Here is a 25,362-nt window from a genome sequence, read left to right as displayed (position 1 = left end):
AAAAATTTTGTGTTATCTAAACCGTTTCTTCCTTTCTTTACATCATAGGTATTCGATAAATCTCTTACTTGAACGCTTCATTGAAACGTTTCCAAAAAGAGTTAAAAAAATTATATATCTAAGGTTCCTCCCTCTCTGTAACGAGAGGTATTCGATGAACCCTTATCCTCCAGCTTTTAATTGAACGTTTCCAACGAAGAGTTAAAAAAATTGCAAATAATAGCTAAGTTGTTTCGCCCTCTCTGTACATGACAGGGATTCGATAAATCTCTTGCTCCAGTGCTTCACCTTCAATCTTTCTTAAGAGAAGCTTTACAGACATTCTTGCCATTTCCTCAACCGGCTGCCGGATCGTTGATAGAATTGGATGAAACAGCTTATTATCCTGAATTCCATCATATCCGATTACTTTTACATCCTCTGGAGTCCGCAAGCCATATTGTTTAGCTTTATCGATATAATTGGCGGCAAGTAGATCGGTATTGGCAAATATCCCGTCCACATCCTGATGCTCTTTTATTTTAAAGAAATTTTCGAAGTATTTTTCATCATTAAAAACAGCATCTAGCTCCTCGTAGATGATATATTCGATACCTTGAGCCTCTGCTTCATCGATAAATCCCTTTTTCCGAAGTTCAACCTCACTATAAACATCACTATAGGTTGCAAGATATGCGGCTTTTTTAGTTCCCACTTTCACAAGCTCTCTTACGGCAATGCGGCCGCCAGTGTAGTTATCCGAGGTTACGCATGTGATTTTTTTTCCAAAATGGCGGTCAATGCTGATAATCGGAATATCAGTACTCACACTATCTTCGATGTCATTGTAAGTGATTCCAATAATGCCTGCTACTTTATTCTGATTGAGCATATCCAAATAATAAAGCTCTTTGTCAGGTCTGCCCCCACTATTGCAAAGCATCAATTTATACCCTTCTCGGTCAAGTTCATCTTCGATATAATAAGCGAGCTCTGAGAAAAATGGATGCCATACACTCGGAATCATCAGCGCAACCATTGTTGATTTTTGCATTTTAAAATTTCTTGCCACTTCGTTTGGAATATAATTTAATTGTTTGATCGCTGCATTCACTTTCTCCCGGGTTTCAGGCTTTACAGTTGGATGATTGTTTATGACTCGTGAAACAGTGCCAACCCCAACTCCTGCCAGTTCTGCAACATCTTTAATGCTTGGCACTACCACTACCTCCAGTAATAAAGCGATTTCATTCACTTATAATATTATCACTTTGGAAACGTTTCATCGTTTCCATACACCAATAATATCACCCCTTTGGAAACGTTTCAATGTTTTTTTATAGAAAAAATAAATTAATTTTCAGATTACTTTTTTAAGATAGAGTGTATTTTTTTATACCTCTTCCACTCTCATCAGAAATTTGCTTTACATGCTCCAGGGCATTTCCCATGCAATCCTAGTCCGGCAAACTCCTTGTTTAAACTGATATTGATCCCTCAACATAAATAAAGACTCCGTCCAAAAAACAGAGTCTTTACTTTAGATCACTTCTATACGGATTTCGGCTCTGCTTATTTCTGTTTTATAGAGGATTCACGATATTCATTTGGGGTAATCCCCTCAACCTTTTTAAATACTTTTCGAAAATATTTGTCGTCTTGATAGCCGATCATATTGGCAATTTCATAGATTTTTAGCTGGCTGTTTTTTAATAACGATTTCGCCTTTTTCATTCGAAATCTAACAATGTAATCGGAGATATTCACATTAAATTCTTGTTTGAATTTTCTTGAGATATATTCTCTGCTCATATAAAAATGGTCTGATATCTCTTGCAGCTTTACATCCCGGTCAAAGTTTGCTTGCAAGTACTTTTCGATTTCATAAATGATGTTACTATTTTTCTGTTCCGTGCCTCTTTTTACTCTCTTCAAGAAGATAGTAATTTCACGTTTTTTCCTCTGTTTGTATTCTTCTAACTGAAAGGTACCGTTTTGATCGAAGAATAAATCAATTCGTTTATGGATATCCTCTCCTGTTTTAATAGGGAGATGATATTGCTTAAACCATCTATTGCTGATCACCAGATATTCATTTTCAAAATGGAACAGCTGTTTTAATGATAAATAATCGTTTTCAGTAAAATCCGTTGCTATTTGATTGATCACTTCTTCAAAAGCCCCAATTTCACCAGCTTGTACGGCCAGTTCGATATTAGCCGAGTAGTCCATAAGATTCTTTAAGGCAGGGCTTGGCAAGGTCTCCTGCACAAAGACTCGATTCTCTCTATTTTCCAAAATATTACTAGTAAACAACAGCTGCTTGGCATGAAGATAGGAATCCAATAAATGAGAACTCTTAGTTACTAGCTTTCCTAAAACAATAGGACAAGAAATATCCATCATGCTTTGTATCGTCTGATATATTTGTATTAAAAGGTCTACTATTTGCTCAAACTTGTCCCAAAAAATAATGACAACTTCGCCTTTATTTGATAAGTAACGAAAACCAACACCACATTCATGTTCCCTCATGATTTCATTAATGATGTTCAAGATTGTGAAATAGGCTAAATCACGATCTCCTTGAAAAGCCTCAATGGTCTTACCGTTCATCTGAACAAGTGCTGTTTGATAATTGCAGGACTGAGGAATCCCAAAATCCTTATACAAATCTTCCTTCAGATGATCATTATTTAGCAATTTGGTAAGCTTTCGGTCCCGATAAACAGGTTTCATTTCATTGATTAATTGAGAGCTGCTTACGATTTTAGCCCGGTTTAATGCTTCTTTTTTCCATTCATCCACGGCTGTTTCCAACGTCTGATTTAAGATTTCGGGGTCAATCGGCTTTAAGAGATAGTCAGAACTGCCGAAATGAATGGCTTTACGCATATAATGGTAATCATCATAACCGGTCACAACGATTGTTTTACTGGACGAGTGATTTTCTTTAATCCATTCTAAAAGCAGGACGCCATCCATTTTTGGCATTTTCATATCTGAAAAAATAATCTCTGGATTATACTTTTGAATGAGGTGAATGGCTTCTTCACCATTTCCTGCTTCATAAATTTCGTCAATTCCATTTTGTTCCCAAGCACCTAATATCTTGATTCCTTCACGAACGTGCTTTTCATCATCGACAATTAATGCTCTCATGTGTGCTCCACCTCTTTTTGGATAACCATAGGAAACTGAACGGTCACCGTAAATCCACTTTCTTCATTACTGTCAATCCACATTTGCGCTTGATTTGCGTAATAAATCTGCAAACGGTCATAAATATTCTTTAAACCAATGGTTTCTCTTTGTTTTTCTTCTTTAGATCCCCCATTACATAATTCTTGCCTGATACGATTTAGCTCTTCTTCATTTACGCCTACTCCATTATCCCTAACACAGATGTAAACCATTCCGGTATCTAGCAGCTTCCCCTCAATTTGAATGGTTGCTTTTTCTAAACGCTGATCAAATCCATGTTTAAAACAATTTTCCACAATTGGCTGTAGAATCATTTTGGGGATAAGTATTTCTTGTACTTCTTTTGAGACATTCACTTCGAATTCAAATTGCTCGTCAAACCGTTGTTTTTGTAATAATAAATAGGATTTAACATGCATTTCCTCTGAAATAAATGGAACAATGTCTTCCTTCATATTCATACTGTATCGCATGATCTTCGATAAGGAAGTGAGTAAGGAATACACAGGAACCGCCTTAGATTTTAGTGCCAGCGTACCAATCGATTGAAGAGCGTTATATAAAAAATGCGGGTTAATTTGCGACCGTAATACTCGCAGTTGGGATTCTTTATTTTCAATATCCAATTTATATTCTCTCTCAATTAAATCATTGATTTTTGAAATCATTAATTTGAAATGCCTTCCCAACATGCCAATTTCATCGTTTCCTAACGAATCAAAATCTGCCTCAAATTCACCTTTTTCTACTTTTTTCATGTTATCAATTAATACCTTTATCGGTGCAGTTATCTTAAATGAAACAAACATGGTGGCTATTAATACGATAACAAGCGTAACTATTCCAATCAAAATATTAATCAGAGCTGTTTCTCTCGCACTTTGATAAAGTACATTGTAAGGAATTCTTTTAACAATATACCAATTCTTGTAGGGAGCGGAAAACTTATCATGGACAATCACACCGGAGAATTGTTTATCCTTCCATTCCATACTTTTAGTTGTGGAAGATACTTTCTTCACCTGCTCAAACCACTTTTCTTTATTTTCCTTACCGATCATAGATTCATTTGAGGAGTATATAATGACTCCTTTGTCATCCATAATAAACAAATCTTCCATATCCTTTGCAAATAAGCGGCCGGCAATCGCACTTATTTTTGAAAGATTAATATCAATGGACAAAAAACCTAATAGCTTGTCTGATGGAACATCGCGAAGGATATTATGAAAACTTAACACTTTTTTCTTTTCCGAGTCCGGAATAACAGAAATATTGTTATAACTATAGATTTCATGTGGAGGTTCGATGAGTGAAAATCCTTCATACCTTGTTAACCTTGAATAGTAGGGGTGCGAAAAAATACTAATGTACTTTCCCCTCCCGCTAATTCTTGAATGATAATTTGTAAAAGAATCTTTACCGATATCAATATATAAATGCATTTGCTCAATTTCTGGACGTGTATTAAATAAGTAGGCCAGGGCTCGGCGAACTTCTTCTTGATTCGTCCCTAAGTTCTGTGAGAGTCCATCCCTCATCACATTCATAAAGGGGGTATATCGGTAAAGTACCGAAGACATCTGAGCAACATCTTCCAAATAAACCGTAAGTTCTTCTTCCCCTTTTACAATCAGGTCATGGTTGGTCGAAACAAAGCGATTATTAAGTGACTTCGTGGTTTGATAATAAGTAATCGCGATTGAACTGCCAAAAGGCAGCACCGTTACTAGCAATAAAAATATAATAAGCTTTTTACGAATTCCCCATTGCATATCATTCGGTTAGTTAAATGGTAAAACAAGAACTAACCTTCCTCCAATTAGTAAAATTTCCTCCATTGTAACAACATTCTTTAACCAATGATAGGGCATACATTGACTTGTCGATAGTTTTGACTGTTCAATATTTTCCACCCTACTGGTCAATGTAAGCCGTTTCATAATTTTCATTATTCTCTAAAATGAAGTTATGGAGGTGCAGGTAATGAATAGCCATAGTAAGTTGGAAAAAGTAAAAACCTCATCATTAGAACTTCAAAAAAATACGAAAGCTTCAAAGTCAGTTTCCTTAAATAAAAATAAGAAACTGAAAGACGCAGGATTATATGCTCTATTTGTCGGTCCCGTTCTCTTAGCATTCACGCTCATTGTTCTGATCCCTTTCTTCACAGGTATTTATTATGCCTTTACAGACTGGAATGGGATAACAGGTGCTGTCAAATGGGTGGGATTGGACAACTTTAAGTACATCTTCACCGAAGACAAGCAATTCCAGGATTCATTCAAACTTACTACGAAATATACGATAATTGCGATTATCCTTACAAATGCGATTGGGTTTGGATTAGCATTACTTGTTACCCAAATGCTGAAGACAAGAAATATTTTACGAACAGTTTTCTTTATGCCTAATTTGATTGGTGGTCTTTTATTAGGATTTATCTGGCAGTTTATTTTTGTAAAAGGCTTTGCATCAATTGGAGAGTTGACCAAGATTCCTCTTTTCGAGTTAGCTTGGTTAGGCGATGCCAATACCGCTTTCTGGGGAATTGTCATTGTCAGCGTATGGCAAGGTGCAGGTTACATTATGATCATCTATATCGCAGCCCTGCAAAACGTTCCTCAAGAATTAATTGAAGCGGCCAAAATTGACGGTGCAAATCGATGGCAGATTCTTCGTCACATCACTATGCCACTTGTAGCACCTGCGGTCACCATCTGTTTATTTTTAACAACAGCATCATCATTTAAGGTCTTTGATGCGAACCTTTCATTGACAAATGGAGGTCCATTCAAGTCAACCGAAATGTTAGCGCTCAACATTTATACTGAAGCCTTTGTGAATAACCGCTACGGAATTGGTGAAGCAAAAGCATTAATATTCTTCCTAGTAGTTGCAGCTATTTCGGTCATTCAAGTGACGTATTCGAAGAAGAAGGAGGTTGAATCATAATGGGAATCAGGTATACAGTAAAGACATTTATGGTTGAAATTCTTGCCATCGTGCTTGGTCTCGCCTTTTTAGTTCCCTTTTATTATGTGATCTCAAACTCCTTGAAACCGTTCGCTGATATATTATCCAACACATCGGCCTTGCCGAAGGTTCTGGAGTTTCAAAACTATGTGAGCGCATTTGAAAAGCTGAACTATTTAAAGGTATTTACAAACTCTCTAATCGTTACAATAGCAAGTAATGTTGTTCTAGTTATCTTTTGTTCCATGGCCGCCTACATGCTGGTTAGAACAAAAAAGAAGATCAGCAATGTTATTTTCATGACCTTCGTAGCAGCAATGATTATTCCGTTTCAATCAATTATGATTCCGCTCATCAAAACAGCTGGAACCTTTGGTCTTTTAAACAGCGTCTGGGGTCTAGTCATCATGTACTTAGGTTTTGGATCTGGAATGACAATTTTCTTATATCACGGTTTTATCAAAGGAATTCCAGTCGAACTTGAAGAGGCAGCAATTATCGATGGCTGTACAAGATTTGGCGTATTTTGGAGAATTGTTTTTCCACTATTAAAACCGATTACAGTTACCATCGTCATTTTAAACAGCCTATGGATTTGGAATGACTTCTTATTACCATCACTTGTACTTCAGGACCCGGAATTAAAAACAATTCCATTAGCAACGTTCTCATTCTTTGGACAATATACAAAGCAATGGGATCTAGCGCTAGCCGCATTGGTTATGGGCATCATTCCGTTGTTAATCTTCTTCTTTGCGATGCAAAAACACATTATTAAAGGGATTACCAGTGGTTCTATTAAGTGAAATATCAACATGGGGAACAACCTCTGCTATCTGCATGACAGATAGCAGAGACAAATATAAAATAGATTTATATACCAGGAGGGAAATTTAATGGGGATCAAAAAGTATTCTTTACTTGCAGGTGTATTATCGGCTTCACTTCTATTAGCAACAGCATGTTCTAGCGACAGTGCTTCAGGGGATAGAAAAAGCGATGGTAAAGACGGTAAAGTAGTGGTCGATCTTTTTAATGGAAAGGTTGAAATCGCTGATCAATTGAAAGCGTTAACAGATCAATATACAAAAGAACATCCAGATGTAACCTTTAATATTGAAACAGTAGGCGGCGGCGCTGATGGTGCTGCAGCACTTAAGGCGAAGTTTGCTTCCAACAAAGCACCTGATATCTTTGGGAATGGCGGTTATCAAGAGGCTCAAACTTGGAAAGATAAATTCGAAGATTTATCTGACCAGCCTTGGGTGAAAGATGCCTATGAAAATGCATTAAAGCCTATGACAATCGATGGAAAAATTTATGGTCAACCTGTTAATATGGAAGGCTATGGTTTTGCTTACAATAAAAAGTTATTTGCGAAAGCTGGCATTACAGAACTACCAAAAACATACTCGGAGTTAGAAGCAGCATCGAAAAAACTAAAAGCTGCTGGCATTACTCCTTTCTCAGTAGGCTACGCTGAATGGTGGGTACTAGCAAACCATGGGTTGAACGTTCCGTTCGCATACCAACAAGCAGATGACGAAAACTTCATTAAAGGATTAAACGAAGGTACTGCTAAAATTGAAGGCAACAAATATTTTGCTGACTACTTCAAACTGGTAGACTTAACCATTAAATATGGTAATAAAAATCCGCTGACAACAGATTACAATACAGAAGTGACACAATTTGCTAACGGCGAAACTGCAATGATTCAGCAAGGTAACTGGATTCAGCCGATGCTGGACAAATTAAATCCAGGCATGGAGGTTGGTTTCATTCCATTGGCACTTACTGATGACGCGGCACAAGCAGATAAATTAATGGTTGACGTTCCAACGAACTGGGTAGTTCATAACAAAGCACCTGAAGCTGATAAAAAGGCGGCAAAAGATTTCTTAAACTGGATGGTTTCATCTGAAGAGGGTAAAACAGCATTAGTTAAGGAATTCAAATACATCCCAGCATTTAAAACAATCGAAGCAAAAGCAGAAGATATTGGACCTCTAGGTGCAGAACTTCAAAAGTACTCTCAAGAAGGCAAAACTTACTCTTGGCAGTTCATGAAATATCCTGATGGTGCAGGTCAGGAATTCGGTGCTTCACTTCAAGCCTATGTTGGCGGCAAAAATTCGAAAGCTGAAACTGAAAAAGCACTCGATGCTACTTGGGCTAAGTTAAAAAAATAGTATTTCATTTAAAAGGCTCCTCTCAATTTGAGAAGAGCCTTTTGATTATTCACGATCCGGGCTATTGACCATAATTCCAGCTACTTGTGTTAACCGGTCATAAAACGACGGCCCGGCAGGTTGTTGATCAAGTCCTATTTCTTCAAATGCTTCTTTCATGCAGCGAAGCCAGCATTTTGCCCTTCTAGGCGTTACTTCAAATGGCAGATGCCGATGTCTCATGGCTGGCGGTCCAAATTCCTGACTGTAAAGGGCTGGACCTCCTAAAAACTGCGGCAAAAACATCCGCTGCTTACGCTTTATTTCTTCCATATCCCCTTCAAACAATGGTCTTAGTTCTGGGTCGGCATATACACGCGGATAAAAAGCATTGACCAATTTATCTATTGTTTCTTGCCCGCCAATTTCATCATAGATCGATTTAAAATTGTAATCCACTTTTCGTCACCATCCACTTTCAGTTTTTGATTATTATAAGATTAAATAGGATGGCTTTTTGTGATTTATATCACTTTAATTGAAGAAATACAAAAGTTTTCAACCTTTATGAAAAAGAGTCAGAATCAAAATTACTAGAATGGAGCTACTAATTCCACTTTAATACGATCTGGATCTTCGAAAAAAACAGCATAATGAGTTTCCCCGCCAGCAAATGGATGTTTATCCTGATAAAGTATGTGGACCCCTTTTTCTTTTAATTGCATTGATATTTGATCGACTTGTTTTCTTGATTCCGCATGGAAAGCTAAATGATTAAGACCAACTCGTGAACGATGGTACGGGACATCCAAAAATCGTTCTTCAGCTTGTACAAAAACAAGATAGGTTATTCCATGTTTCCAGCTGATGCCAGACTCCCATTTCTGGTTGGGCTCGTATCCTAACTGTGTTAAAAACCAATCCCAGAATTCAATAGTTTTACTAAGGTTAGAAACATAGATTTCTAAATGATGCAGCATTTTCTTCTATCTCCTTTTATAAACCTATTAGTTATCAATTCACCAATTGTATCATGTTAAGAATTGGTGCGGCCCTGCTAGATTCGCTCATTGAAATACTAAATTCGCTCAAAAAAGTCCAATATTCGCTCATTGGAACTAAAGATTCGCTCATTGAACTAAATAATTCGCCCATTGATGTAACATGAAGTTAAATAAATCATAATTTTTAATTATTAAAGTATAACTTTTAGCAAAATAAGAGTATTAACGCTCTTAACAGTTCGGATATTACTTGAAACAACAATTTATTAGAAGGAATCATACAAAAAACACCGATAATCAAAATGGTTGTCGATGTTTTTCTACTTTATAGTTGTCCTCATTGGTTACAATCACATCTTTATCCTGAGCAGCAGTAGTACGCAAAATATCCGAATTCGAGCTCTCAGGTTTTGCCTGCTTTTCCGCCTTCCAATTCATGGCAACGCTTTCTATAAAAGAAATCTCTGGCTAGTTCCGATTAACAACTCGTTCAATATGAATAGTAAGATAGGACATTTCTTCCTTTGTTATTTTATAATTATGGGTCTTCTCAATAAATTCCGCTATTTTTTCTGTACATATAAAGGCATCTGGATACTTTATTTTCACCATATCATAAAGATAATCGTCAGGACTTTCCAAGTTTTTTTCACTAAAAAGGCGTTGCGCAAAAAACTTTAGATGGGTAAGGAATCGGAAATAATTCAACGATTCTTCATCAATTTCGATTCTGAAATGGTATTTCACAATATTTAAGATATCTTGAATTAATTTTGTCATATTGACGACATTGGGCATTTCTTCGTTAAGCTCCGCATTGACAATATGCATGGCGATAAAACCAGCTTCATCTTCAGGAAGAGTAATCCCGAGCATTTCTTCGATCTTTTTAATCGCTTTCAAACCAATCGCAAATTCGTCACTATATATTCTTTTGATTTCCCATAATAAAGCATTGGAGATAAGCAATCCCTTTTTGTTTCTCTCAATGGCAAAAGTAATATGATCGGTCAATGATACATAGATACTGTCATTTAACTTCTTTCCCAGTTTTTCTTTGGCATAAGAGATGATTCTTTCTGATACATCCATGTATTCTAATGGAACATCGTATAACAACGTTTTAAACTTTTCTGAAACATCTTTATTGTCCAATTTGAACGTCTTCTCGATCTTACTTTCATCCACAACATCACCGGGCCTCTTTTGAAACGCAATCCCCCGGCCCATTACTACTAATTCTTTATTCTGCGCATCCAAAACACTGATAACATTATTATTAATTACCTTCGCGATTTTCATATAAATCACCTTTTGTGGAAGTTTTTATAAAAAAAAAACCTAAAACTAATAATGGGTATTATTAGTTTTAGGTTTTGCCTGATTTAACAGTAACAATCCTATTATTTAAAAAGTTAATTTAAATATTATCACTTTTTGAAAGGGCATGCAATATTTTTCGGTTCCTTAAGATTTATCTTCGGCTTTGATTTGATTCATCATTAACGTCGCTTCTACTGCGGTCCACTCTTGTCTATAATCGGTCAAAATTTTTTCCAAAAACGGCAGAGCATCTTTAGTATTTCCATCATCAATTAATATCTTTGCTTTACCAAGTAACAGCTCATCAAAATATGGTGAATAAACATAGTGAGGGCTGGTTTGAGAAAAAAAGTGATCGTAAAGGAAGTGAATGTTCCCCTTTTCATTCAATCTTTGCTTTGATTCAATTAAAAAGAACATAGCATCATCTGAAAAATATTCATTTGGCTCTAGTGATAAACTCTTTTCCATTTGTGCCGCTGCCGCCCTGTAATCCCTATTTCTAAATGCTGTTAAGCCTTCTCTATAAGTGCTTAAACTGGCTTTCGTAGAAGATTCTAGCCTGCTATTGGCGTTGATAGAATCCTGTTGCTTAACCTGCCCTTCGCTATGTCCCTTTGAACCAACTGTCACCTTCTTAAAAATTTCTGTTTTTGGTGGACTTTCATGATACAGGAATACAGGCTTCGCTTCACTTATTTCTTTTTGTTGACTGAAAACCCGTAACCCAACCCCTCCCATCAATAAAGAAGCCACCAAACTTGAACCTAAGATAAGACGCTTGGACCAGCCCTTTTTGAAAGATTTTTGGTCAGTACTATCAGGTTCCGGTAACTGATGATTTTCTAACCAATGTTCCAATTCGCGGATAACGGAACTGTTTTTTACATAAAGCGGCATGTGATTTATTTCTTGAGCTACATCTTTTTTTTCTCCAGTAACAATCTGGGTCAATAAATAGCCATGGTAAAAGTCAACCGGTAAAGGAAGTTCCACTTGAAAAGTTAGCAGATCGTGAAAAATATTTTTCGCCAGATGAAATTCTCCAGCCCCGATTAATTGCACGGCCTGATTGTAGTTCAAATATAGCTCATCATAAAGAGGAACTTTCTCCTCCAGCATTTGCCTAGTGGTTAAGTAATTTGCCGTTTGTAGGTTTTTCCATTGTTTTAGAGCTTGCTGAGGAAACCCAGAAAGAACATGAAGTAACCCAAGTGCCCAGCTTACATCGGTACATAAAGGATACTCCTTTATCATCTTTTCAAGAATTAATGCAGCCTCTTCATACTGCTCCGCTTTTAAGTACTGAATAGCTAGGTTATATGATTGTATCTCCATCTAATCGCCTCTAAACCAAATAAATAACTTGTCTATTTTGACCATTCTAGAAATGAACACAATTGAAGACATTTTAACGCTCCCCCTTAAGTTATTAATATATTGTTATGACTTTTGCATCACGGATTAGTTTTCCTGTGTCTTTATGACGGAAACCGCGCTCGTGAACCCCAAATACTTGAAATTTTTGTAATTCGGCCTGAAAACTTTCTGGAATCGTGCCAATACTAGTCATGGTGCCGCTATTCATAAATTCACCTAATGACTTAATTTCCTCAATACCATTGGAATCTAGGATTTTGAGGTAGTCATTAATGATTACTTCTATTTGCTCCCCCCATTCTTTAAGATTCATTTTTAAAGCTGATTGATAGATTAAATCCATTGCATCCACGGCTTGAATCGTCAAATGAATTAATTTATTCACTTCCTGTTGATGGTCTATATTGTTCTTTTCCGACTCAAAATCCAATTTCGTGATAGGCTTTAATTCTTGCAGCTTTTTTCTAATTGCTTGAATGTAGGTACTCTCATTGGTCACCGTTCGCATCCCTCCAAATTAATGGTCATGTTCAATGGCTGCTTTATTTTTTTAGTGGTCTTTTGTGATATATATGATGGACATCCACTAACTTTTCTCGAAATTAACGAAAAAAAGCACCATATGCAAACAGCATTTACGAACTGTTTCACATATGGTGTCTCCTATGAGAATAATTTTTGAAATAGTGATTTAGGTTTTTTACGCAATTTATCCGCAGAGCTCTGAAGCCCGTACATGATCACTGATTTACTCATAAATAAAATAACCATTTGGTAAGGTCTAAGTCTAACAAGTGAGGCAATTCCTAGCCTTTTTAAAATAAACATCCCTGGATAAGCAAAAAGAGTATCAAAAATTAAATTTAAAAAAAGATATCGAGTAAAATTACCAAAAGTCCATTTTAAAATCCATAATGAACCGACAAAAAATGGACCCAGCATGAATGGCAATTCGCCTATTACTTTAGGAATAATCCTTTCATAAATCCGCCACCACACTCTTTTTTTGGCGAGAATACTTTCAACAGCTACCCAGATGAACATAAATATAGCCCCTGGAAATAAACGCTTGATTGTTCGTTTCCCCATGAACGGCATCGACAACCAAGGCAGGATCATGATTACGAGTAAAATCATTTTATTTTTTCTCATCTATGTGCCATTCCTTTTTCTTTTTAGAATGCACAAAATTGGAAAAAACTATTTATGATTTTATAAAAATATTTTTTTCTTTAAATTGGAATTTCATATAAATGCTATTTTTTTGTATAAAAAGCAAGTACGAACAAAAGAAGCGGCAGCAGTCCAGCTAGTCTAAACCACCCCTCCGCACCGCCAACATATAGAGAAATCGTTGGTAATGCAAGGGCGATTCCACTCCATAAGAACCCTTTCCAAGATTTATTCCAAACACCCCAAACAAAAAGCAACACGGATGCTCCGATTAATAGCCAATAGACGATTCCTACCAAGAAAAAATCCATCATTTCTCCCCCTTTTTACAATATTTCTTATCTATTTATCATATGAATCTGCTAACGAACTGTCCGTACACATATTTATACTTAACTCAAAATTTACGATTTATGGTAAAATTAGTGGTGATAATTTCCGAAAATTCAATTTTGTTATAAGAAGTAGGAGGGAGAAATTGAAATGTTACAACGCCCACTTGTAAGTGAGTACCCAGAATATTATAAACCGTATGTAAATCTAGTTCCTGATGGTGATCTATTATCACTTTTGAAAGAGCATTTGGTAAAAACAATCGATCTATTCGAGTCACTATCGGAAGAAGCTGGCCACTTTCGTTATGCTGAAAATAAATGGAGCATCAAAGAAGTACTTTGCCATATGGCAGATACTGAAAGAATTATGAGCTATCGGCTTCTACGTGTTGGACGCGGGGACCAGACTGCTTTGGCGGGTTTTGATGAAAATGAATATATTCAAGGGTCACAAATTCATAAATTACCTATTAAAAATATACTTGAAGACTTTATCGCCACTAGAAAAGCTACCCTTACTCTTATTCAAAATATGCCGGAAGAGGCTTGGGCAAACATTGGTTTTGCCAATAACACAGAAGTCACTACCCGTGCCATCGCCTACATTATCGCAGGTCACGCTCTCCATCATTTGAATATTATTAGTGATCGATACCTGCCATTATTAAAATAGAACAATATCGAGCCCGCAGGAAAATTTATCCTGCTGGCTCAATTTTTGCTTATTTTATTGTTGCGAACATAAGTTCCCCGTCTTATAATAGAAATATCGGTAATAATAAGAAGTGGGACGCTCTGATCAGCATGTCCACTACGGCTTATATCCGATTGAAGATCTCTAAAAATACTTTTTTAACTGAGGAGAGGTTAATTATGACATTACGTTTGATTCCCTATTTTGTGATGGATGGAAATGCGAAAGAAGCAATCCAATTTTACCAAAAAGCTCTAGATGCTCAAGTTCTCTTTACGCAATCTTTCGGAGAAATGCCAGAAAACCCTGATTTTCCACTACCAGCTGAAGCGAAAGACCGTGTAAGTCATGCAACAATTAAAGTGGGCGAAACAGAACTAATGTTTTCCGACACCTTCCCTGGCCAACCACATCAAAGCGGTAATCAAGTAACCATCTGTATTTCAACGAACGACGCAGACCAAGCACATAAATTCTTTGAAGCCTTGCAACAAGGCGGTCAAGTAACCATGCCTCTACAAGAAACATTTTTCAGCCCGGCATATGGCAGTGTAATCGATAAATTTGGTATAACCTTTCAAATTTTCACTGAGGGCAGACAATAAAAATCGTACATACAAGAAGTAAATAGATTAACCCGGTCCAATATGTGACCGGTTTTTTTTTGCCAATCTAACAAAAAAACTAATCAAGCGCTTGATTAGTTTTTTAACCCATTTTTGATCGTGAAACGGCTGGCTGATATTTTCTCATCGGGGACTTTTCTAACACTTCTTGAAGATAATAGTTTCCATTTGGGCTTGTTTTCTTGAGCAGCTCCAACAAGTATGTAATATCATCTAGTGCTCTATGTGTTTGATAGTCTGTAATGTTGTGTGCTTGTAATAGGGTCAGTAATTTTCCATTTGGAAAGCCGTAATTTTTCCAAGGGATATTTCTCATCGTACAATACCATTTCAGATCGTTGACTTCAGGATACATATGATAAAGGAAGCTTCGGTCAAAGGAGGCATTATGAGCAAACACTGAATCGGCACGATGGAAGTATGTTTTTATTTTTGCATCATAAAAGCTTTTCCCTTGAACCAAATCATATGGGATTCCATGAACTCGATACGCTGAGTCATAATTATTCCTTGCTGTACGAGAGAGCGGCTCACGTAAAAAGGAGTCTTCTTCGATAATATCGATTACCTCGCCAGTGTCGGCTCGATAAGAAAATAACTTTAAGGCAAGTTCGATTACTTCATCTTTTGTTGGTCCTAAACCGGTTGTTTCAACATCTAATACTAAACCCAATTTTTCTGATCTCATCCTAATGATCATCCCTTATTAGTAAACTTTATCCCATTATACCAAAGCAAAACATTTGACTCTATCTCCAAAATGTACCTTCAGGTGAATACTCATAGAGAATAGTCCACCCGAGTGCCAATGAAAGATATTTTCGTACAGCTACGGCATTGTAAACCTCTCAGAGTGCCCATCGCAGATATTTTTCTACGGCTACGGGCACTGTGAAACATCCTATCCCATTAATCCCCTTTGCTGATTCCCGCAAGAAATGCCTTGATAATAATCATTAGACTTTCATTCAAATCCAAAGACATCTTGAAACCGCCTTTTTGCTCTAAGGCTGAAAATCCATGCAAAATACTTCGCAAGCCCCTGACGGCATGCAGAGCACGGTCCCCTTCTAAATGATAGGTTTGCAAAATTCGGACAGAAAGGTCAACGACCTTCGCTCCCGCTTGCTGCACATCCACATCCTCCGGATCCGGTGCAAGTAAGGTTGCCTCATAAATTCCTGGGTGCCTTCGGGCGAAATCTACATAAGCCTGACTAACTGCCAGGACTGCATCGGTGCCTGACACCCCAATTGCTGCATCTTCCATCGCTTCATAAAGCATATTGATTCCATAGATCGCCAATCTCTTACGTAATCCTGGAAGTCCGTCGAAATGGTTATATAAAGAAGGCGGACGGATTCCTAGTTTTTTTGCCAGGTTTGCTAAGGTAACTTCCTGGACTCCCTGCTGGTCAGCAAGTTCTCCTGCTGCTTCAATAATATAAGATAATTCGAGACCAATCTTTGGTCTTGGTGACATTGTCATAACTCCCTATCTAAGTTTTCGTTCAAGATGTTTGATGGCCCGTTCCATTTCTTTCACAGGATTCATCACCATCTCTCCATGGCCAACCGCTAGTAACTCTGGTTGGTAACCCACTAATTTCCGTGCGCTCTTCATAGCTGTTTCTTTACTCCAAGTACCAAAGGCTGGGAATGGAAACCAAGGCACTATTTCCCCTGCTACCGCCATTCCACCTCGTGTCTGCAAGGCATCCCCACCGATCAACGCCTTTGTGCGCAAATCTAAAAATGACATCGAGCCGGGTGTATGTCCTGGCGTTTCGATCGAGGTTAACGAACCAATCAAGTCGCCTTCCTTCAATAAAATATTGGCTCGCGTTTTTAATTTTTTGGGGACTCCGCCTTTAATCGGTGTTTGTGCCTCATGACGATCAAGTGACCGATCACCATTCATTAGTCTGTTGTCGCGAATCGAAATATACACCGGCACTTCTGGCATCAAGCCTTTTAAGGAATCCAGCGCTCCGACATGGTCTTCATGAGCATGTGTCAGCACTATTTTGGTAATTGGCTTTCCAATCGATTCCGCAGCTTGCATAATCCCCTTCGTGCAAAAACCAAGTGCTGCATCGATTAATGTTAACCCATCCTCTTCCTCCACCAAATAGCAATTGACCGGAAAAACACTTGCCATGAATGTGACTTGATATAAATATCCATTTCTTATCATCCTCATCTGGCATATCCCCTTTAACTAATATCATTAGTTTTATAATAACTAATACCATTAGTTTTATCAAGCCTATTTTTGGAAAAAATTTCATCTCCTGCTTTTAGTCATATATTCGTCTCCTGTACCAAAAAATACTAACATGGATACTACTTAATTAAGTTGACACTTAATTAAGTATACGCTAAAATAACAACATGATTGAAAAAGTCCTTCATGCTTTGGCAGAGCCTAGACGACGAGATATTTTATATCTTGTTCGCGATGGAGAGCTTACCTCCAGCGCGATTGCCTCACATTTTGACATCTCAGCTCCAGCAATCTCTCAGCATCTCAAAGTTCTCGAACAATCTGGCCTTGTTGTGGTTCGGAGAGACGGAACAAAACGGTACTACGGTATTAGAAGGGACGGATTTTCAGAATTAAAGCAATATATTGACCGTTTTTGGGATGATAGTTTACTTCGTTTGAAAGAAGCTGCAGAAGAGGAAGAAAGGAGAATCAATAATGAATCAGACCAATAATGACGTAATCACCAAAGAGATTTTCATTGAAGCCCGACCAGAAATATTATTTTCATTCTTTACGGATGCCGAAAAAATGGTCCGCTGGATGGGAAGACAGATCTTGCTTGAGCCTAAAATCGGCGGTAAATATCGGATTGATGTGAATGGCAGCGATATTGCCATGGGCGAATATGTTGAAATTATACCTTATGAAAAAATTGTTATGTCTTGGGGCTGGGAAAAATCCAAGCTCGTGCCGCCTGGCTCAAGTAAAGTTGAATTCAAACTGACTCCGAAAGAAAATGGCACGAACCTAGTATTAACTCATTATGACTTGCCTGTGGAAGAAATTCCTTCTCATCAACAAGGCTGGTCCCATTACATGCCTCGCATCAAAGATTTTGCCGAAGGACGAGATCCAGGCGTTGACCCTTGGTCCGTTATAGCTATGCATTAATTTATATAAAAACATTATTTATGAGGAGAGAAATAAATGTCTAAAACAATACATCAGGAAGTAGTTTTCAATGCAAGCCCGGGTCAGATTTACGAAGTACTCACAGATTCAAAGCAATTTAGTGAAGTTACGGGAGGGGCTCCGGTTGATATCAGCCCTGAAACTGGTGGGACTTTCTCATGCTTTGGCGGTATGATTCTTGGAAGAAACATTGAACTAGTTCCAGGAGTACGTATCGTTCAAGCTTGGCGTGTAGCAAACTGGCCTGAAGGGGTATACTCAATCGCTAAGTTTGAGCTTAAAGAACAAGACTCTAAAACCCTTGTGGTTTTCGATCACATCGGTTTTCCAGAAGATGAAGAAGTACATCTTGCGGCTGGATGGGTAGAAAATTATTGGAAACCTTTAGAAAATTATTTAGGATAAGCGGTATCCTGTCTACGAAAAATGCTTGGAGCTTCTCCAAGCATTTTTTATATATTAATAATGATCTTCTTAGATTTTCCCCTCATGAAAAAAAGGTCGTTCGTTCAAAATTTATTCAAAACTTTTTTACGAATATGTGAAATACTGAACATTTTACCCTAATTTCGAAATAAGTTTGATATAGTAACAATGTAGAAAACAAATAAAAAAATTATTTAACAAGGAGTGTTTCACATGGTAGTAAATTGGTTAAGAGAAAACAAAGTTGCCGCAGGAATTTTAACAGTCCTTCGCCTATATATCGGTTATTCTTGGATAACAGCTGGGTACCACAAATTAGCTGGTGGTTTCGATGCATCTGGATTCTTAAAAGGGGCGATTGCTAATCCAGTAAAAGGACCCGATGGCAGTGTCGTTTATGGCTGGTATGTTGATTTCTTACAACACTTCGCCTTACCAAACGTTGATATTTTTAACACGATCGTTCCAATTGGCGAATTTTTAGTTGGACTTGGACTTATTCTTGGCTGCTTAACAACTGCTGCAATGTTCTTTGGTCTTGTGATGAACTTCTCTTTCTTCTTAGCAGGAACTGTATCTCATATTCCGACTGACCTTTTCATCGGAGCAATTATCTTATTTGCTGGTTATAATGCCGGCCGCATCGGTCTTGACCGTTGGGTAATCCCATTCATTCGTAAAACTGCATTTAAAGGAAATAAAGCCGTAAAACACAACGTTTAAACCGAACAAAAAAGCTACACAATCTTGGACATTGTTCCAGATTGTGTAGCTTTTTTATTCATATGATATTCTTAAAAGCTATTATCCTCTTCCAAGCTTTCCTTGTTCACGTACCAATTGGTTACCTGTGTAAGGATAGCAAAGACGAAAAAGAAGTTCATAGCCCAGACATTAATAAATGGGGCTATTCCACCAAACTCAATGGTTTCAAGGCCTTTTAGCTTCATGACAATCATCGATTCGATAAAAATAAGCACAAAACCCACTACACCAGCAATAGCTGCCCTAATCATATGTCTTCCCCCTGAAATTTATTATTTATGTAAGTTCGATAAATGTGATTTTGACAATTTTGTGAACACCTTACTTTTATTATATTGCAAAAAAGGGAGTAGCAACACCCTGTAAGAAAAAATTTTATCAACCAACAAGGCTGCGGTTAGCGGATATATTATTGGATCATTCTTATTCTAATAATTAAAATATGGTTGATAAACTATTATACATAACCAACAAAATGCTTATTTTTTATAAATATTTGATATCTTTCATTGAGGCATTTAAAATCTTCACAACTTCCACACAAGTTCCACCTAAATTCTACATAAGTTTTTCATATGATTAACTCAAGTTAATACGGAAATGGTTCGAAGAACTCATTTCTTAAAACTTCCCATTATTTTGATTGGTGCTGACACCAATCTATTTTTTTGCCCTAAACTGATTTCTTCACAACTTCCACACAAGTTCTCCCTAAGTTCTACACATGTTTTAACTATTATAAAGATAACTTAATTAGGAAATGGTTCGAAGAGCTCATTTCTTAAAACTTCCCATTTTGGATTGGTGCCTGACACCAATCTATTTTTTTTTGCCTATAAAAAGGTCAGCCATCAGATTTTATGATGGCTGACCTATTAATTTCTTAGTTTACTCCTACTTGTGTCCAAGCAGATTTAACGGCATTGTATTGTGTGCTGCCTGATCCATAAAGGTCAGCTGCTGCAGCAAGGAGAGCGGCACGAGCACCACTAAAATTACTTGTTGGAGTCAGATAAACCGTTAAAGCACGATAGTAGATTTTTTCAGCAACCGCTGTACCTAAACTTGAAATTGTTAAATAAGCTGCTTTATTCGGAATTCCGCTATTTGTGTGAACTCCACCATTATCAGAAGTAGTATTCACATAGCCGCTCATCGTCGATGGCTGTCCATAAAGTTCTGGATTTGAAAGACTGCGAAGAGCATCGCCAGATTTGTTCGGTGTATACACATCTTCACCCATTAAATAATCGCCTTTATCGAGGAATACTCCAAATGTATCAGAAATTGACTCATTTAAGGCCCCCGATTGATTTTGGTATTCTAGCCCTGCCGTTCTTTCAGTAACAGCATGCGTTAATTCATGTGCAACTACATCAAGCGCACCTGACAAGGAGCGGAAAGTTGTTCCATCTCCATCTCCATAAACCATTTGTGAACCGTTCCAGAACGCATTGTTGTAATTTCTTCCATAATGGACAGTAGAGCGCAAGGTAGCCCCATTATTATCAAAACTATTTCTATTAAATGTATTTTTATAATAATCATAGACGACACCGGCATAATAGTGCGCGTCGACATCTGCTCTCTGTGCTGTCGAATTGAAATTATTATCTGGATCAACTGAATAATTGCCTGGCAGGAACGATAGGTTTCTAGCCGTTCTTGTTTCAATGACGCCCGTCATCGGCTTGGTAATATCATATAAATAGTAAGTTCCGCTTGAGTAGTAGGTGTTTATTGTTTTCGTATCCCCGAGGACACCTACCCCTGTTCCATCTGCCACCGCATTATAGGATTTTAAGATATTTCCATTGACGGCATCCACATAGACAACCCAGTTGGCAGGGTATGGCTGAATAAATTGCAGATTTGTTTTGTAAGCCAGATTAAATTGATCGCCATTTTTATAAACCACTAATTCTGCCTTTTCAACCGTATCTTCTACCTTTTTACCAGTAGGTCCAGCTTCCGCATTAGTTAAGGTTTCCGCTTTCGTTACTTTAATAGATTTCCAAGACTTATCAAGGGCAGCATCCTTCGATAGCTGCGCTTTCAGTGCCCCTTGGAAATAGGAAGATGCTTCTGGGTACACATCTCCATTCACTGCCGTAACGATTCCATTTTTATCCGTGTGGACCTTAAACTTTGCTCCATCAACTGGAATCCCCTGAACCGATTGAACAAAATTATAGTGCTTGCTGCCAAGTTCATCCGTCTGAACATCTAGTAAAGTTAAATCTTTAGCTGTATCTAATTGATAAAGCTCTTTATTTTCCTTTAAAAATTGCTTAATGGCATCTTTATCTTTATAAGCTTTGGTAGATAACTTTCCATGAACAAAGGATGGTACCTTTTGTCCTTGTTTCCAATAAACCTTTGCATCCTGACCAAACTGCGCTGCATCTTTCTGAACCGTAACATTATACGGAACAGTTTTTGCCGCAGCCGTAATCGGCAGCACAGACCCCACTGTTAATCCTAATGCTAATACAAGGGATGTTCTCTTTTTCATTGCCAACCGCCTCCTAATTTCTCTTTGTCTAGAATTTTCAAAATAATCATAACACGATAAATCTATTAGGATAATTGGGAAAAAGTGTGGGACATGGTGTCAGGAACCAGCGAAGGCACTAACGAAAGATAACCCATTCTATTAAAAATCCCAACGCTAGGTTCTCAATGGCGTTGGGAAAATTTTATTATTTATTTTTTCGGGGGACTAAACTTTATTTTATTTTTTGTAACTTTTTATATAGTGCTAAAAGATTACTTTAAGTCACTTTTTTCAAATATGAATTCGCCAATAATAATCCATTTGGTATTAGAAACCACCAATTGAGAACATTTAGAGTATATACACAATACTTTTTTCCAATAATTTTTATATAGAATTTGTTACAAAATAATAAGGAACTGATATTACCAAAAATAAACAACAAAATGTATATTCCCTTACTATAAAACATAGTAGAATAATGATATACAACATTATGAGGAGTAGATTCCACTTGGTTTTCTTTCGCGTTCTATCGTCCATCCTAAAAAATAAATTTCTACTTTATCTACTTCTCACTTTGATCCCAGCTTTAGCCGTTAGTTCGGTGTTAGCACAACACAAAGTAAAAATTTTGGAAGCACAAAATAAAAATAAAGCTGCACGATATGCCACCTTCCACACAATGAACATAGAAAATTTATTTAACGAAACGGTTGGCAGATTAGAGATGCTCGCAACCTCACTTAAGTTTCAAAACACCAACCTAACTAATCTGGAAGCAGTACTCAGAGAAACAATAAGGAAAGATCCTCGTCTTTCTGGTTTCTTTTGGACAAATGGCCAAGGTGACTTATTAATCAGTACCAATACAAATTCTACAAATGTAAATGTAAGCGATCAACCTTATTTTCAACATGCCATCCTGACCGAGAAAACAAGTTTTTCGGACATACATATTGGCCGAGTTACGGGCAGGCAAATCATCACAATTGCTACTCCAATTGTCGAACATGGAAAAGTTCAGGGGGTGCTTGTTGCCAGTTTACGTACAGATAAAATTGAAGCAGCCATTAAAAACCTGGTTAATGGTGAAATGGTCATTATCACCGATGATTCAAACAAGGTTTTATTTAAAGCAGGTTCCCTTCCTAAGAAGAACTCAGTAAAATCCAGTATGAAAATAGCCAATGTTCCTTGGAAAATTTCAGTCTTTGTCCAATCGGAAAATCGACGAGCTTTTTGGAAACCGTTTGTTAGATATTTGATGATTTTTCTAACCATTTCCAATATCGTTTTTTTATGGGCCCAATACTTTCTTTTAAAAAAGAAAGTGCAAAGGGAAAATGCTCAAACGGAACATCATAAACTAGAATTAATCGGGAAGCTTGCGGCAAGTACAGCTCATGAAATACGGAATCCATTAACAGGTATAAAAGGCTTAATAAAACTTTTAAGCGAGGAATATCACGATCAGAAGGCCCAATCCTATTTTAAAGTAATTCAAACAGAAATCGATCGGATCAATGTCATTGTTAGTGAATTGCTTGTACTAGGGAAACCCACTGCTCATACGTTTAAAACTGATAATGTCAATACCATTCTGACTGAAATCGAGCCGATCATTCATTCTGAAGCTAATTTTATGAATGTGGAGTTATCCATTAATTACTCTAAGGAAAGTCTACCCGTTTCTTGTGTCAAAGATCAGTTAAAACAAGTCATTCTTAATTTAACAAAAAACTCTTTGCAAGCCATGCCTTTTGGAGGAAAACTTTCTATCGCTCTTGAGAAACAGGCAGAACAATGTTTAATTACCGTTACGGATAACGGAGTGGGAATGGAGCAAGATCAAATCAACCAAGCATTTAACCCATTTTTCACGCTCAAAAAAGATGGATCTGGATTAGGATTAACCGTCTGCAAACGGATTATCGACTCCTATGGCGGGAAGATCTTTATCAAAAGCATTCAAAATGAAGGAACACAAGTCATCATTACACTCCCATTAGTATTCGAAAAATACGAGTAAAAAAGCTGCCCTCAAAACAGGGCAGCTTTACTAAATTATACTTCCTCACTCTTGTTCAAAAGATTAACGGAATTCTTGAAGAGTGGAATGAGGATAATAACTCCTACGATAAAAAGAAGGGCCGATAATTCGTACATGGTTACCAAAGAAGTGGTTTTTTTCAGCCAACCGCTCGCTGTCATGGTAATAACCATTGTCCCCATAAACATAGGGTTTAATATGCCATTGACTCGCCCGATAAAAGCTTCTTCTGTGTTTTTCAATATCATTGTATTAATTCCAATGTGAATACAAGGCATAAACAACCCGCTAATGAATTGCGCGGACAATGTCAGCCATAATTGTTCTGATAGCCCCATCACAAAAAATCCTAGTGCCGAGGCGCTCATTCCAATGGCAAGCAAGATTTGTGGAGGTGTCTTCTTGGCTAACCCCATCGTGAGGCCCCCACCTAAAATCATCCCCGCTCCAAAAGCTGCCATCAACCATTGCAAATCCTCTTTTGGTAAACCAAGTCTTTCCGTAATAAGGAAAACAGAAAGTGGCTGCGTCAGTCCCAGCCCTAAACCTGCTGCCGCAAAACAGCCGCCAAGCAAGGTTAGCGACCGGCTGTTCCAAACATAACGGAATCCCGCCTTCATTTCTTCCATAAGTGTCGTTTTCACAGGGCCTTCCTCAATTTCCCGGTCAGGTGGAAGCATAAATAGAATTGCTGCCGAAAGCATGAACGCAATCCCCATAATCGCAATCGCTGCATTTATACCGTAATGCTGATACACAAATGTTCCGATAATCGGGCCTAAAATCATAAATAGAGCAAACACCGTTTGGTACATCGACATACCCATTTGAATTAGTTCTTCCTTTACATGAAGCTTAAAAAGTTTCATTCCAGAAGGCTGTGAAAACTGTGAAAGGATCGATGACACGAGTGTTGCGAAGAAAATAACCTTCCAGCCCCCAAATACCAGTGTTAACAAAACAATAAAGATAGACACCGCACTGAGGAAATCACACCAAATCATCGTCCGTCTCGGCTTCCATCTATCTGCAAAAGTGCCTCCAATAAAGGAAAATAGAAAGATTGGCGCGAATTCTGCAACAGAGATCAGTGAAACTGCAACGGGGTCTTCATTTGTCTGTTCAATTACAAATAATAAAATGGAGTAGTTTCGTACCCAAATACCGATTTGTAGGAATAATGTCGAGAGCAAAATGGTGCGTATGACTCGATTTCTAAATAAGTCCCCCATAGTAACACTTGTTTGTGTTTCTCCCATAAAAAAACCTCCTTATCCATCTGGACAGGAGGTACTTAAGCAGCAAAAGGGCACAGTACACCAAGTACCATTTACTCCCTTTTGTCTATAAAAGCCCGCACTAACCCTATCCAGAAATATGTTCGTTTAATAATCCGAATTTTTTTCTTTTAATAGGTTTAGTGAATCATTGGCTTGATGGTCACCCTTTCATTTATCGTAGTTTCCATACTACTCGATTCAATTTGAAGAATCAATAGCGAAGTTTGTCATATGGTGTAAACCAACGAAAATCACATGAACCTCTTATTAGTTTGGGTAAATTTACAATATTCTAA

27 protein-coding genes are annotated in these 25,362 nt (G+C 37.5%); 10 read left to right on the top strand and 17 right to left on the bottom strand.

All coding sequences use genetic code 11. The features are described 5' to 3' along the window. Positions 1 to 223 precede the first annotated feature (223 nt). The 3 genes from QNH17_RS04310 to QNH17_RS04300 form a co-directional block, all read right to left on the bottom strand. Positions 224 to 1,198, bottom strand: a complete 975-nt coding sequence (locus tag QNH17_RS04310; RefSeq protein ID WP_283877567.1) for a LacI family DNA-binding transcriptional regulator — start codon at positions 1,196 to 1,198, stop codon at positions 224 to 226. Between the two features lie 353 nt (positions 1,199 to 1,551). Further along, positions 1,552 to 3,141 carry a response regulator transcription factor gene (locus QNH17_RS04305; protein ID WP_283877566.1) on the bottom strand — a complete coding sequence of 530 codons (1,590 nt, stop codon included), beginning with the start codon at positions 3,139 to 3,141 and terminating at the stop codon, positions 1,552 to 1,554. Further along, positions 3,138 to 4,958 carry a sensor histidine kinase gene (locus QNH17_RS04300; RefSeq protein WP_283877565.1) on the bottom strand — a complete coding sequence of 607 codons (1,821 nt, stop codon included), beginning with the start codon at positions 4,956 to 4,958 and terminating at the stop codon, positions 3,138 to 3,140. The genes QNH17_RS04305 and QNH17_RS04300 overlap by 4 nt, the downstream gene beginning before the upstream one ends. 211 nt (positions 4,959 to 5,169) lie before the next feature. Here QNH17_RS04300 and QNH17_RS04295 point away from each other — a divergent pair, with 211 nt between their 5' ends. The 3 genes from QNH17_RS04295 to QNH17_RS04285 all read left to right on the top strand — a co-directional run bounded on the left by QNH17_RS04295 (position 5,170) and on the right by QNH17_RS04285 (position 8,351). After that, entirely contained in the window at positions 5,170 to 6,138 is a 969-nt protein-coding gene (locus QNH17_RS04295; protein ID WP_283877564.1) for a carbohydrate ABC transporter permease, read from the top strand. After that, complete coding sequence (locus tag QNH17_RS04290) at positions 6,138 to 6,965, top strand: carbohydrate ABC transporter permease (protein WP_026568432.1); 828 nt, start codon at positions 6,138 to 6,140, stop codon at positions 6,963 to 6,965. Before QNH17_RS04295 ends, QNH17_RS04290 begins: the two co-directional genes overlap by 1 nt. 90 nt (positions 6,966 to 7,055) lie before the next feature. After that, the gene (locus tag QNH17_RS04285; RefSeq protein WP_283877563.1) at positions 7,056 to 8,351 is read left to right on the top strand and encodes an ABC transporter substrate-binding protein; all 1,296 of its coding nucleotides are present in this window, start codon (positions 7,056 to 7,058) and stop codon (positions 8,349 to 8,351) included. Between the two features lie 45 nt (positions 8,352 to 8,396). Here QNH17_RS04285 and QNH17_RS04280 read toward each other — a convergent pair whose 3' ends face one another. The 8 genes from QNH17_RS04280 to QNH17_RS04245 all read right to left on the bottom strand — a co-directional run bounded on the left by QNH17_RS04280 (position 8,397) and on the right by QNH17_RS04245 (position 13,521). Further along, complete coding sequence (locus QNH17_RS04280; RefSeq protein ID WP_283877562.1) at positions 8,397 to 8,789, bottom strand: globin domain-containing protein; 393 nt, start codon at positions 8,787 to 8,789, stop codon at positions 8,397 to 8,399. 134 nt (positions 8,790 to 8,923) lie between these two features. After that, the gene (locus tag QNH17_RS04275; RefSeq protein WP_283877561.1) at positions 8,924 to 9,310 is read right to left on the bottom strand and encodes a VOC family protein; all 387 of its coding nucleotides are present in this window, start codon (positions 9,308 to 9,310) and stop codon (positions 8,924 to 8,926) included. Positions 9,311 to 9,631: 321 nt separating this feature from the next. Then, complete coding sequence (locus QNH17_RS04270; protein ID WP_283877560.1) at positions 9,632 to 9,772, bottom strand: hypothetical protein; 141 nt, start codon at positions 9,770 to 9,772, stop codon at positions 9,632 to 9,634. A gap of 30 nt (positions 9,773 to 9,802) precedes the next feature. After that, positions 9,803 to 10,636 (bottom strand): BglG family transcription antiterminator LicT, encoded by an 834-nt coding sequence (gene licT, locus QNH17_RS04265; RefSeq protein ID WP_283877559.1) that lies wholly within the window; start codon positions 10,634 to 10,636, stop codon positions 9,803 to 9,805. A 165-nt stretch (positions 10,637 to 10,801) separates the two neighbouring features. Beyond that, positions 10,802 to 11,995 (bottom strand): tetratricopeptide repeat protein, encoded by a 1,194-nt coding sequence (locus QNH17_RS04260; RefSeq protein WP_283877558.1) that lies wholly within the window; start codon positions 11,993 to 11,995, stop codon positions 10,802 to 10,804. Between the two features lie 94 nt (positions 11,996 to 12,089). Further along, complete coding sequence (gene grpE, locus QNH17_RS04255; RefSeq protein WP_283877557.1) at positions 12,090 to 12,536, bottom strand: nucleotide exchange factor GrpE; 447 nt, start codon at positions 12,534 to 12,536, stop codon at positions 12,090 to 12,092. 164 nt (positions 12,537 to 12,700) lie between these two features. Continuing rightward, on the bottom strand, positions 12,701 to 13,189 hold the full coding sequence (locus QNH17_RS04250) for a hypothetical protein (protein ID WP_283877556.1): 489 nt from the start codon (positions 13,187 to 13,189) through the stop codon (positions 12,701 to 12,703). A gap of 104 nt (positions 13,190 to 13,293) precedes the next feature. Next, positions 13,294 to 13,521, bottom strand: a complete 228-nt coding sequence (locus QNH17_RS04245; RefSeq protein WP_283877555.1) for a hypothetical protein — start codon at positions 13,519 to 13,521, stop codon at positions 13,294 to 13,296. A gap of 172 nt (positions 13,522 to 13,693) precedes the next feature. On the opposite strand from QNH17_RS04245, the gene QNH17_RS04240 reads away from it, so the two are divergent. Next, positions 13,694 to 14,218, top strand: coding sequence for a DinB family protein (locus tag QNH17_RS04240; protein ID WP_283877554.1), 525 nt, complete (start codon positions 13,694 to 13,696; stop codon positions 14,216 to 14,218). A gap of 200 nt (positions 14,219 to 14,418) precedes the next feature. Further along, positions 14,419 to 14,844: a VOC family protein gene (locus tag QNH17_RS04235; RefSeq protein ID WP_283877553.1), complete on the top strand. Its 426-nt coding sequence runs from the start codon at positions 14,419 to 14,421 to the stop codon at positions 14,842 to 14,844. A 103-nt stretch (positions 14,845 to 14,947) separates the two neighbouring features. On the opposite strand, the gene QNH17_RS04230 is transcribed toward QNH17_RS04235, so the two are convergent. The 3 genes from QNH17_RS04230 to QNH17_RS04220 form a co-directional block, all read right to left on the bottom strand. Further along, entirely contained in the window at positions 14,948 to 15,553 is a 606-nt protein-coding gene (locus tag QNH17_RS04230; RefSeq protein ID WP_283877552.1) for an exonuclease domain-containing protein, read from the bottom strand. Between the two features lie 221 nt (positions 15,554 to 15,774). Next, positions 15,775 to 16,347 carry a TetR/AcrR family transcriptional regulator gene (locus QNH17_RS04225; RefSeq protein WP_283877551.1) on the bottom strand — a complete coding sequence of 191 codons (573 nt, stop codon included), beginning with the start codon at positions 16,345 to 16,347 and terminating at the stop codon, positions 15,775 to 15,777. 12 nt (positions 16,348 to 16,359) lie between these two features. Next, complete coding sequence (locus QNH17_RS04220; protein WP_283877550.1) at positions 16,360 to 17,067, bottom strand: MBL fold metallo-hydrolase; 708 nt, start codon at positions 17,065 to 17,067, stop codon at positions 16,360 to 16,362. A gap of 191 nt (positions 17,068 to 17,258) precedes the next feature. Between QNH17_RS04220 and QNH17_RS04215 the strand changes: the two genes are divergently transcribed. From QNH17_RS04215 to QNH17_RS04200, 4 genes are all read left to right on the top strand, one after another. Beyond that, a complete protein-coding gene (locus QNH17_RS04215) occupies positions 17,259 to 17,585 on the top strand; it encodes an ArsR/SmtB family transcription factor (RefSeq protein WP_035446444.1) in 327 nt (108 codons plus the stop codon). Then, complete coding sequence (locus QNH17_RS04210) at positions 17,569 to 18,024, top strand: SRPBCC family protein (protein WP_283877548.1); 456 nt, start codon at positions 17,569 to 17,571, stop codon at positions 18,022 to 18,024. Before QNH17_RS04215 ends, QNH17_RS04210 begins: the two co-directional genes overlap by 17 nt. Before the next feature lie 36 nt (positions 18,025 to 18,060). Then, positions 18,061 to 18,450, top strand: coding sequence for an SRPBCC domain-containing protein (locus QNH17_RS04205; RefSeq protein ID WP_283877547.1), 390 nt, complete (start codon positions 18,061 to 18,063; stop codon positions 18,448 to 18,450). A 234-nt stretch (positions 18,451 to 18,684) separates the two neighbouring features. Next, positions 18,685 to 19,194 carry a DoxX family protein gene (locus QNH17_RS04200; protein WP_283877546.1) on the top strand — a complete coding sequence of 170 codons (510 nt, stop codon included), beginning with the start codon at positions 18,685 to 18,687 and terminating at the stop codon, positions 19,192 to 19,194. Between the two features lie 71 nt (positions 19,195 to 19,265). Here QNH17_RS04200 and QNH17_RS04195 read toward each other — a convergent pair whose 3' ends face one another. Beyond that, positions 19,266 to 19,487 (bottom strand): hypothetical protein, encoded by a 222-nt coding sequence (locus QNH17_RS04195; RefSeq protein WP_283877545.1) that lies wholly within the window; start codon positions 19,485 to 19,487, stop codon positions 19,266 to 19,268. 632 nt (positions 19,488 to 20,119) lie between these two features. Next, entirely contained in the window at positions 20,120 to 21,751 is a 1,632-nt protein-coding gene (locus QNH17_RS04190) for a M4 family metallopeptidase (RefSeq protein WP_283877544.1), read from the bottom strand. Positions 21,752 to 22,247: 496 nt separating this feature from the next. On the opposite strand from QNH17_RS04190, the gene QNH17_RS04185 reads away from it, so the two are divergent. After that, complete coding sequence (locus tag QNH17_RS04185; RefSeq protein WP_283877543.1) at positions 22,248 to 23,765, top strand: ATP-binding protein; 1,518 nt, start codon at positions 22,248 to 22,250, stop codon at positions 23,763 to 23,765. 35 nt (positions 23,766 to 23,800) lie between these two features. On the opposite strand, the gene QNH17_RS04180 is transcribed toward QNH17_RS04185, so the two are convergent. Next, the gene (locus tag QNH17_RS04180; RefSeq protein WP_283877542.1) at positions 23,801 to 25,045 is read right to left on the bottom strand and encodes an MFS transporter; all 1,245 of its coding nucleotides are present in this window, start codon (positions 25,043 to 25,045) and stop codon (positions 23,801 to 23,803) included. Positions 25,046 to 25,362 lie beyond the last annotated feature (317 nt).

The organism is Neobacillus sp. SuZ13, assembly GCF_030123365.1.
Taxonomy (GTDB): domain Bacteria; phylum Bacillota; class Bacilli; order Bacillales; family Cytobacillaceae; genus Neobacillus.
This window is presented reverse-complemented; position numbering and strand designations above follow the sequence as displayed.